The 10738-nt window shown below is 42.3% G+C and carries 9 protein-coding genes and 2 pseudogenes; 5 read left to right on the forward strand and 6 right to left on the reverse strand.

The window, feature by feature from the left end; all coding sequences use genetic code 11:
• Positions 1–343, forward strand: a 343-nt coding sequence (locus tag NI470_RS15035; protein WP_253154014.1) for a transposase, incomplete at its 5' end; no start/stop codon positions are given.
• Between the two features lie 7 nt (positions 344–350).
• Here NI470_RS15035 and NI470_RS15040 read toward each other — a convergent pair.
• Positions 351–1529, reverse strand: a complete 1179-nt coding sequence (locus NI470_RS15040; RefSeq protein ID WP_071850932.1) for a hypothetical protein — start codon at positions 1527–1529, stop codon at positions 351–353.
• A 363-nt stretch (positions 1530–1892) separates the two neighbouring features.
• Between NI470_RS15040 and NI470_RS15045 the strand changes: the two genes are divergently transcribed.
• Complete coding sequence (locus NI470_RS15045) at positions 1893–2771, forward strand: EamA family transporter (RefSeq protein WP_253148876.1); 879 nt, start codon at positions 1893–1895, stop codon at positions 2769–2771.
• A gap of 410 nt (positions 2772–3181) precedes the next feature.
• Here NI470_RS15045 and NI470_RS15050 read toward each other — a convergent pair whose 3' ends face one another.
• From NI470_RS15050 to truB, 5 genes and pseudogenes are all read right to left on the reverse strand, one after another.
• Positions 3182–3649, reverse strand: coding sequence for a hemerythrin domain-containing protein (locus tag NI470_RS15050; protein WP_253148874.1), 468 nt, complete (start codon positions 3647–3649; stop codon positions 3182–3184).
• A 134-nt stretch (positions 3650–3783) separates the two neighbouring features.
• Positions 3784–4200 (reverse strand): annotated as a pseudogene (locus NI470_RS15055) (sulfite exporter TauE/SafE family protein); the annotation flags it as partial.
• Between the two features lie 61 nt (positions 4201–4261).
• The gene (locus NI470_RS15060; protein ID WP_253148872.1) at positions 4262–5566 is read right to left on the reverse strand and encodes an RNA-guided endonuclease InsQ/TnpB family protein; all 1305 of its coding nucleotides are present in this window, start codon (positions 5564–5566) and stop codon (positions 4262–4264) included.
• A 122-nt stretch (positions 5567–5688) separates the two neighbouring features.
• Positions 5689–6036 (reverse strand): annotated as a pseudogene (locus NI470_RS15065) (TSUP family transporter); the annotation flags it as partial.
• Positions 6037–6048: 12 nt separating this feature from the next.
• Entirely contained in the window at positions 6049–6954 is a 906-nt protein-coding gene (truB, locus tag NI470_RS15070; protein ID WP_086044417.1) for a tRNA pseudouridine(55) synthase TruB, read from the reverse strand.
• 181 nt (positions 6955–7135) lie between these two features.
• On the opposite strand from truB, the gene NI470_RS15075 reads away from it, so the two are divergent.
• The 3 genes from NI470_RS15075 (at position 7136) to NI470_RS15085 (ending at position 10621) form a co-directional block, all read left to right on the forward strand.
• Entirely contained in the window at positions 7136–8164 is a 1029-nt protein-coding gene (locus NI470_RS15075) for a lipase secretion chaperone (RefSeq protein ID WP_253148870.1), read from the forward strand.
• 389 nt (positions 8165–8553) lie between these two features.
• Positions 8554–9564, forward strand: a complete 1011-nt coding sequence (locus NI470_RS15080; RefSeq protein WP_253148868.1) for an esterase/lipase family protein — start codon at positions 8554–8556, stop codon at positions 9562–9564.
• Between the two features lie 85 nt (positions 9565–9649).
• Positions 9650–10621 carry an esterase/lipase family protein gene (locus NI470_RS15085; RefSeq protein ID WP_253148866.1) on the forward strand — a complete coding sequence of 324 codons (972 nt, stop codon included), beginning with the start codon at positions 9650–9652 and terminating at the stop codon, positions 10619–10621.
• Positions 10622–10738 lie beyond the last annotated feature (117 nt).

Consider the following 10738-nt stretch of genomic DNA (forward strand, 5'->3'; position numbering starts at 1 on the left):
TTATGACACCAAGCAATGCCGTCAGGTCATTGCAGATCGGCAAGCGCATGCGGTGATTCCACCTAGAAAAAATGCGAAACCATGGAAAGATACAAAGATTAGCTCGCTAGAACGAAATGACTTACTTCGAACAATTAAACGTTTAGGCAGGACGCTATGGAAAAAATGGTCAGGCTATCATCGGCGAAGTTTGGTTGAAACTAAGATGCATTGCATCAAATTATTAGGAGATAAACTCAGTGCAAGGAGTTTTGATAGCCAAGTGAATGAGATCCATGCACGTGTAGCAGTCCTTAACAGATTTACGGAATTAGGTCGACCACTTACCCAAGTTACGCCTTAAATTTGGCTCAATTAGGGGCGCTTTGCATTTCAAATCTTTGTGCAACAAAGCCACGTGGTGTTGCGTCTTTAATTGCAGTATTTAATGCATTTGCTGCTGTCACATTATAGCCATCACATGCAGAGGCAAGCTGATCATACATATATTCTGTCCATTTGATCATTAAAGAAGTTACACCTTCTTGTTGATTCAAGTTATCCAAGGCAGCCTGTCTTGATTGAGCGATATAGTCGTCGTGATCAATATGTTCCCCATGTTCCGAGAAATCAACTGAATAAATTCCGCCTTGATATTCGATCGCACCGAAATACTTGTAATATTGCATAGCAGCATCTTTATATTCGGCCTTTTTATATTTTAAGCCAGCCATGGTGCCATCTATAATAGCTTCTGCCATTTCCTGGACAGAGCTTTGTGCCTGCCATTCAGCCAGTGTGGTATACCGAGTTTTTTCTCCCCGATTAAATTCAATATATTCTTCTTCAGGATGTTCCGCCAGAAGACGGAAACATTTAGATCCATTCGGGAAGGTACGGGCTTTTTGTAAACCAACAAAGTTGCTTGCAAACTCATTATAATATTTATGGTCAGCGGCTGTCGTATTATCAATATTAAAGAATACCCGGGTCTCAGTATCATCATACATCTTCACCACAGCAATATTAGTGCGTTCAGTTAATGCCTTACCAGACAGGTCATACCACGCTATGTGTCGATGATTACTGATGTTGTTTTCCGGTATCGTTACAGGGCGGCTCGTAAATCTGTCCGGTGTATTTTCCAATACTTTTTCCAGCTTATAACCTAATGTCGTAAGTGTACGATCTGTAGGGAACACGCCTTGCTCTGTGACATAAATTGGAAAAACCATATCCTCTTCAATCGCATATTCAGTATCAACAGCGCTGTTATCATCCGCATATAATATGCCGTCAGTAATTTTATTTTTATGACTGGCTAATAGAAGTTTTTGCGATTCCATCTCTGATCCATCAATATTCGGTAAGTTGAATTGATAGTTATAGAATTCAGAAATGCTGTCTGATGCTCCATCACCCGGGGTTCCAGGATTGGTCGGTGCCGGTTGACTAGTGACTGGTTCATTATTATCAGAACTATCGGAGCCACCACCACATGCTGCCAGCATGCAGCTCAAAATGGCGCAAGAAAGTATTCTTAATTTCATTATTATCTACCTTAATTATTTGATATTGTTATTTTAATTCTGTCCCTAAACACGGGATCTAAGATGTTTTCATTGTTATTTTAAAGCTAACCCGAATCACGAGGTCTAAGATATTTTAATAATATAAAAACAAGATCAATTTAAAAATTGATTAATTTGTAACCGCAATGACATAGAAGATTAACTTTGAATTTAAAATCTTTAGGTATTTGATTGGGCCAAAACTTAACTTGATTGAATCAAAATTTAAGCTCGCATCGGCAAAATATTTCCTTGCCCTACTCATTAAAAATTAACCAGTTTGCTATAATTTCACTTTCCCCTATTTCTCATTTTCACCCATTCTGGGTAGAAGCTGCTTTCATGCCAAACACCCAACTCCTTGCCGTATTGTTCATGGTCTTATCCATGACCTCCTACCAGATCAGTGCATCTTTTGCCAAACAGCTGTTTAGTGTGCTGGATCCGATTACTGTGACCATTTTAAGGCTGTGCTTTGCAGCAATTATTGTTGGGGTGATGTTCCGTTCCTGGAAAATTATTTCCCGTTTGCCTTTTTTGAAATGGCGGGATTTGCTCTGCTATAGCGCTGCTTTAGGGGTCATGAATATTTTATTCTATCTATCCCTCGGAAGATTGCCGCAGGGAATTGCAGTCGGTCTGGAGTTTATTGGTCCGCTCGGCCTAGCCCTCATTTCGATTAAACATCGTAGTGACTATATTTGGGTATTGATGGCCATTTTAGGCATTGCGTTAATGGTGCCATGGGGACAAGCCAATAGCAGTAATTTTGACCTGTTAGGTGCCGCATGTGCTTTAGGTGCGGGTTTATGCTGGGCACTGTATATTTTCTTTGGCCAACGTGTGGTGCAGCAAAATATCGGCATGCATGCACTGACTATTGCGATCAGTATTTCAGCTCTGTGTTTGCTTCCAATTGGGCTCTATAACAATGCTCCTGCCTTGATAGACACCCAGCATTGGGGCAAGGCGATTATCATTGCGGTTCTGGCCACAGCGATTCCCTATGCGCTGGACTTAAAAGCTTTGCAGCATTTAAACAAGACCAGCTATGGCACCCTGTCTAGCCTGTCTCCCGCCTTGGCTGCACTAACCGGTTTTATACTATTGGGCGAAAAAATTACGCTTCTTCAGACAGTGGCACTGATCTGTATCATGCTGGCATCAGTCGGTGTGACTGTACGTGCCGCCCGTCAAGGATCGGCAGAGCGGAATGCATAAAAGGCTTATTGGAATTTGAACAACTAAATATATCTCATCATTAATATCTTCACTTTATCCCTTTGAGATAAATACAAAAAAAGAAATGAATGGATAAAAATCCCATATCTCCAGATAAAAAGATGATCAGATGCCATAGTTGCAGTGAAGATATTTTTGATACGCGAGCGTGGCAAGGATGCCACATGTTACCCATCACGACAGGACGTCGTGTATGGGTAACAAAAGACTTTTGCCTACTTTGGGTCTTTCCAAAGTAGGGAGATTGCCTACACAAAAGCATTTAAATTTTTAAGAAAATGAGGCTGTACAAGCTTCTGAAGCTAAACATGCATAACGATTAACTCAAACATCTAATTTGAGTTATAAATTATGGAAAAGTAGCTAATCAAATGTCAGCTTTTCGATGTTTAGCTTTGTACCAGCATATCTTTTTTCATGTCTTTATAACGCTGGTATTCATTCTTGTACTGCACTGCTAAAGCGGTCTTCTGCTCTTCATCCAGAATTTTACCAGCTTGCTGGAAGAAACCATGTTCCTCTTCTTTTAAGTGATGATGCACCTTTTCGGAAAGTTTTTTGGCCATGGCAATCCAGCCCGGATTACTCAATTCAGTTGCGGTCAGTTCCTCGATCATTTCATCCATTTCATGATGTTCGGCCAAGGCATGGCGGGTAATATTCAGGCCCGAATCGGTCATCATCAAGGGAATATAAAAATAACGGTCTTCCGCAGCTTCATGGGCAAATAATTCATTTTTCAGTTGCTTGAACAGCTCGCGGCGTTCTGGTGTATCCCCGGAAGTCTGTAATAGTTTTTCTGCAAGATCACGCTGAATATCATGACTCTCTCTTAATGCTTCAAAAATAGTCGTCATTCCGATATTTCTCCAATTGTTTTATTTTTCATATCATTGATTCTAGAAGATTTTCAGAACAGGTTCAGACGCAGTTTATACAGTGATTTGTTAAGAAATTTTAATATCGAGAATGATTTACATCGGGTTTAGATCTAAAAAAACATCTGGTATGCCATCCGGCAAATCAGCAGACTGACCAGAATCAGGAATAAAATCCGGATAAAACCACTGCCATATTTAAATGCCAAACGCACCCCGACCAAGGAACCACAAATATTGGCCACCGCCATCATTGCCCCGACCATAAACAGCACATTGCCACTGGGAATAAAAAAGCTTAAGGCGGCCAGGTTGGTGGTGAAATTGGCAATTTTCGATAAGGCCGATGCATGCAGGAAGTCGACGCTCAAATAGCGAATAAAAAAGAAAATAAAGAAACTGCTGGTGCCCGGACCAAAGATACCATCATATAAGCCTATCGCCAGACTGCCCAAAGCGGCCAGAATCAGCATTTTCCGATTCAGTTTTTGTTCGGTATGCACCTGGCCGAACTGTTTTTTCATCAAGGTTTGACATACTCCCCTCACTTTCATTTTATCTCAAGTGGGGGGATTCTAAAAGCAAAAGCTCTTAGGTGACTTCCTCACGGATTTCACTTGCTTTCTGCTTCACAGGGCGACCTTTACCGCATCGACCCTCCACAGACAAAACGGCATGTCCTGCCGCTAAAATGTTGCGAGAAGCGTTAATATCCGCATTCTCGCTAAAGCCACATTCAACACACTCAAATTTAGATTGAGTTTGTCTATTCTCTTTCGCTACATGACCGCATGAGCTACAAGTTTGACTTGTATATCTAGGGTCAACTTTAACGAGTAAACCACCTCGCCATTGTTGCTTATACTCCAATATTTTGACAAGCATTGACCAACCTTGATCAAGAATTGATTTGTTCAAGCCTGACTTGGCTTTCACATTCTTTCCTTTGTTCTCGATTGTACCTTTTGCTGACTTCGACATATTGGCTACTTTTAAGTCCTCAACTACGATCATTGCGTGGTTTTTGCTGAGAGTTGTAGTGACTTTATGCAAGTAGTCATGCCGAATATTGGCAATATGATGGTGTAGTTTATTGATCTTTAAATTGAGCTTTTTCCAATTTTGGCTGAACTTGGTTTTCTTCTTCAACTTGCGTTGAAGCCTAGCTAATTTAACTTGATTAGCTTTAAAACTATTGATCGGGTCGAACACCTGACCACTAGATGTTGTAATTAATTTTTTAACACCTAGATCAACACCAATGGCTGATTTGGATGGGTGAATCGGTGCATCTATTGTGCTTTCAACACCGAAAGAGATATACCACTTTCCAACATGCTTTGAGATTGTGACATTCTTGATTTCACCAAGAATCTCTTGTGATTTTCTGAATTTCACAACGCCAATGTCATTAGGCAACTTAACCTGATTACCTTTAACCCAACAATATCTGCCAAATTGAACAATGCGAATTGAATCATAACCATCAGATTTCTTTTTAAATCGTGGCATGAGTGGTCTAAGCTGAATTTCACTGCCATCGGTCAACTTAAAGAATCTTGGTTTTTTAGGCTTAAATGGTTTTTGCTTTAACTTGGCTTGTTCTTTTTTATCAAAAAATTTAGCCCAAGCATCACCAAGATCACGGACTTTTTGTTGGAGTGAAACACCATTAAAGCTTTTTTCTAAAAAAGCACATTCAGGTTTTTTGCGTAATTCAGGAATTTTATTGACTAAATTAACTTTGTTGATTCGCTCATTTTTAGCAAGCATCTCAAATGATACAGCTAAAATTTGATTCCAAACAAAACGTGCAGAGCCAAGCAACTTGTTTAAAACAAGCTCTTGTTCCGCATTAGGCTCAAGCCTAAATTTGTACGCTTTTTTGATCTTCATTTCGCCTTAAATCTATTTAGATACAGAAACTTAATGCAAATTATTCTATCATATTGCACTAAAAAAAGTCGTGAAATTCACCTCCACCCTAATGTTGGGTGGAGTCCTCTTTCACACTAAAGATAGATGGCGATCACGATCAACATGACCAGCACAAAAGGCTTAAGAATCTCGACTGGAATTAGCGTAACGCTGGCTGCACCAATAAAAGAGCTGACAAAACTACACAGTGCAATCACGCCCAAGAGCAGCCAAGGCAGTTTCACCTGACACAGATAGGAAAATGCCGCAGAAGCGGTGCCACAAATGGAAGCGAATTTATTGGTACCAAAGACCGTAGCAGGCTGTAGATGCGGTAAACTCCCCATAATTGCCGGAATCTGGATCAGACCACCACCGCCTACGGCAGCATCAATCGCCCCTGCAAAAAATGCAAAGACAACCAGACTGATGATGATCTCAATTTCCATATATTGACTCGATTAGAGGTTCAGGACGCGTTTGGGCACCAGACGTTTTTTGTCGGTGATTTCTGCCAGCCCCAGACATTTCTCACCATCAAAAACCAGCACCTGTTCAGCTGCTTCATGTTCGATATTGCTTTCCATGCCGCGGCTAAAATATTCTGCACGACTTTCGGGTACCTGCACTTTTGGAAAATGATCAACCGGTGCATAGGCCGGCAATAACAGTGCATCACGCTCTGCTTCGCTCAGGCTTTCCAGATATTCAATGGTATAACTTGGAATCAAATCAAAATGGCCGGTTTTGATGCGGTGCAGATAAGTCAGATGGCCATAAGTTCCCAGCGCTTTGGCAATATCTTCACCTAAAACCCGGATATAAGTGCCTTTAGAACAGGTAATATCCAGCGTGATACTGTTCTCCGTAAAGGACAAAAACTCAATCGCTAAAATCGTAATTGGACGCGCTTCACGTTCAATCTCGATACCTTTGCGCGCCAGTTCGTATAAAGGACGGCCTTCTTTTTTCAAGGCAGAATACATCGGCGGTACTTGCTGGATATCCCCGATAAACTGTGCCAATGTGTCCTGAATCAAGGCTTCCGAGAGTTCAGGAACCGCTTTTTCCAGAAGCACCTCACCTTCGACATCGCCCGTGGTGGTACTATGCCCCAAAAATACGGTCGTCTGATAACGCTTGACCGAATCTAATAAATAATGCGAAAACTTGGTCGCCTCCCCCAAACACACGGGCAATAAACCGGATGCCAGCGGATCCAGCGCACCGGTATGGCCGGCTTTTTGTGCACGGTACAACCAGCGGACTCTTTGCAATGCGGCATTAGAGCTGATACCCAAAGGCTTATTAAGCAGGAAGACACCACTAAGATGACGACGCTGAATTTTAGGAGATGATGCTTTCATGGCAAAAAATCAGACATTTTATAAATTGGCGTCATGGTAAAACCCTGCGAGAGGATTTACAACTTTTCTATAGTCTCTAATGATTTTTATGGCATATTGAGCCGGCTTGAACATCTAAAAGCTTTTAAAAAGCTTAAACCTCTAAAAATAATGAAATAACGAGAAAATAGGTGCATAGGATATGCAGAAATATAAAATATGGATCATTCTGGCTTTGCTGGTGCTGTGCATACTCACGCTGATCTTATGGCTGTCTCCAAAAGAAAATACCCAGTCGGATACCGGGACAAAAACGCCTTTAACTGAAACTCAGGTAGAGCAAACCGCACTCTTGGTCAATGATCCTGCCAATGCGGCCTTCCCCAGTGCCAGCCAGCAAGATACCGAAATTAATTGTCAGATGCAGTTAGATGCCAGCAATCGTCTGATCGTGAATGAACAGACCCGCAACTGTTTTGAATATTTTATTACCCAGTTTGGTGAAAAAAATCTGCAGCAGATCCAGCAGGATTTTAAAGCCTATATTCGCCAGAATCATAAGGAACCGGCACTCTCGCAAATTCTGGATTTATGGGATCGTTATATCCAGTACCGTCAGGGTTTGGGCCAGCTCACTGCACCGGCCGGGCTGAATCAGGAAGATCCTGCCTATTACCGCAGTATCTATAACAGTACCCAGAATTTGCGCCAGCAGTACTTTTCCAAGTATGAAATTGAAGGCTTGTTTGGCACAGAAGATGCCTATCATGAATATACCTTGGACCGGATGAGCGTACTGGCAGACAAAAGCTTAACGGAGACTGAAAAAGCGCAAAAGCTCAAAGCACTGTTTCAGCAGCTCCCGCAGGACTGGCAGGAAAATCTGGAACAACTGAATAAACTGGAAGATTTGCGCAAACTTACCGCAGATATTAAAGCTCGTGGCGGTTCCCGTGATGAAATCCGGCAGATGCGGATGAATCTGGTCGGTGCTGAAGCGACACAACGTCTGGAACAACTGGATGTACAACGCAGCGACTGGAAAAACCGGGTGACTGGCTATTTAGATGAACGGGATCAGATTACCCAGTCCGGCATGTCAGATACCGCCAAACAGCAAGCCATTGCCCAGCTTCGCAGCAAACATTTTAATACACCGCAAGAACAGCTGCGGGTAGAAACCTTTGAACAGGTTCATGATCAGGGAGCCAAGCTGCCCTTTGCTGACTAAGCCTAAAAGCCATCACCTGTTGATGGCTTTTTTATAAATGCCCTTTTGATAACTTTATATTTTTTCTCAAAATGATCTTTTATAGTTGTTTCTAAATATTTCGTATTTACACAAAACAACTTAGACAAATTTCAATTATTTCAAAGACTTTTTATTTAAATACATCTGTTAATAAAACATATATTTACAATGTAAATCCCTCCTGTCCTGCATGTCCCCAAATGACATGGTTTTAGACCTCTGAAGTGAAAAAATACCGCTTCATTAAAAGAAAATTTGCTTAGCCACTGAAGGCCGAAACTGTATTTTCATCGTCTGATTTGTGGCTTGCGACACTCTACAAAAAGCAATGATTGCTTGAATAACGATAAAATTAAAAAGGGACAGCTATGCATACTTTCAGCAAGACAGCCCAGTTACTGACTGTGGCTTTAGCGACTACTCTGGGATTCAGTTTTTCTGCACAGACTCAGGCTGCAGCGAGTGCAACACAAGTCATCGAAAAGACCAAGTCCGATTATGCCAAAACCAAATATCCGATCTTGATGGTACATGGCTGGCTAGGCTGGTCACGCATTGGCACCGATAGTATCGGGCTGGATTACTGGTATCAGATTCTGCCAGATATGGCACGTAATGGCTCAACCGTCTTTGCGGCACAATTGTCTCCAGCAAATACAACGGCGCATCGCGGTGAACAACTAGTTCATCAGGTTGAAGAGGTTGTGGCAATTACCGGCAAGAAAAAACTGAATTTGATTGGTCACTCTCATGGCGGACCAACAGTGCTGTATGTTGCAGCGACCCAGCCGCAGTATATCGCCTCTATTACTGGCGTTGCAGGAACCTACCATGGCTCCAAAGTGGCAGATGATATTCAGAATAATCGCCTGACGCGTACCGCCTTTAACATTTTAGGTGATTATATTATTGGTCCATTGATTGCACTGGGTCAGTTTAAGCCTGAACTGGAAATTGATTTTGATGCTTCCATGAAATCCCTGACCCAGACCGGCTCAAATACTTTTAATGCCACAGTGGCACAACAGGTAGTCAAAGATGGCGTGTTGGCGTCCGCAGAAAACTGCAATAAAAATTTAAAACAGAAAGACAGTAAAGGCATTCATTATTATTCATGGACGGGTGTGGCCCAAGCCAGCAATGCCCTGGATATTGATACGATCCTGATGCAGCTCGGCCCTTTATCTTATGGCAGTAAAGACAATGATGGCATGGTTTCACGTTGTAGTGCGTTCATGGGCAAGGTGATTCATGACCAGTACAAACTCAATCATACGGACCTGGCCAATATGATGTTTGGTCTGAAAGGCGTGTTTGCACCAGATCCGGTCGCCCTCTACCGCCAGCATGCCAACCGACTCAAATTAGAAGGTTTATAACCCCAGAGTGCCTGTATTTTCAGCTGAAATATAGGCTTTTTTTCTGGTTCTTTTTATTTGACCTATCCGCGATCGGGAAGCTGCAATGAAAAAAATAATATCTTACTTAAGCTTTTTGCTACTGGTTTCCCTATTAACTGGTCCTGTGCAAGCCTCGGCATTACAGGAATATAAAAGCAATTTTGTCCTCTCGAGTTATGCCAAGACAAAATACCCGATGGTCTTTGTTCATGGTTTTGGTCTAGGTTTTAACCGGATTGGAACAGATCACATCGGTTTAGATTATTGGTATCAGATTCCCCAAGACCTGAGCCGGCATGGTGCACGGGTGTTTTCTGCCGAATTGTCTGCTGTTGCGTCCAATGAACTGCGCGGTGAACAGCTCTTGATGCAAATTGATGAAATACTGGCACTGACGGGCCAGAAGAAAGTCAATCTGATTGGGCATAGCCAAGGTGGCCCAACAATTCAATATATCGAGGGGGTTGCACCGCATAAAGCCGCCTCTTTAACCGCCATTGCCGGGGCGATGCAAGGCACCTCGGTTTTTGTCAATGCCAGCCAGACGCCACTGCTTGAACCCTTTATCCATGCCATTGGTACAATTTTGGGCCATAGCATGAATCTGGTTACAGCTAACCAGTATCCGGTCAGTATTATCGAGGCACTGCAAGCCATGAATCCAGAGGCGATTCAGGCCTTCAATGTGAAATATGGTTCATCTGCTATTCCCATAAACTGTCAGTCTCAGGGCAGCAAACTTACACCCAATGGAATTTACCACTATTCCTGGATGGGCAACCGGCAGGCAACCAATTCCTTGGATGCGATAGAGTCTACAGTCGTGACTTTAGGTAGCAGTTTCCTGAAAGGAGAAGCCAATGATGGTGCTCTACCGCTGTATAGCGGACGCTATGGCCAAATCATCCGTCAGGACTATGCCCATAACCACTTTGATGAAGTAAACCAGTTTTTTGGCATTTTGGGTCCTTTCGCGCAGGATCCGGTCGCACTGTATCGCCAACATGCCAACCGGCTCAAGCTGCAAGGCTTATAAATCACTTATTTTATGAATAGATCATCTTTATTAGGGTCTGTTGACATTTACTGTTCATAATTAACCCTATAAAGGTAGCCATAAAAATATACAGGCTAAAGCAACAGAACTTTGATA

The sequence above is a fragment of the Acinetobacter lwoffii genome (genome assembly GCF_024129115.1).
GTDB lineage: Bacteria > Pseudomonadota > Gammaproteobacteria > Pseudomonadales > Moraxellaceae > Acinetobacter > Acinetobacter lwoffii_T.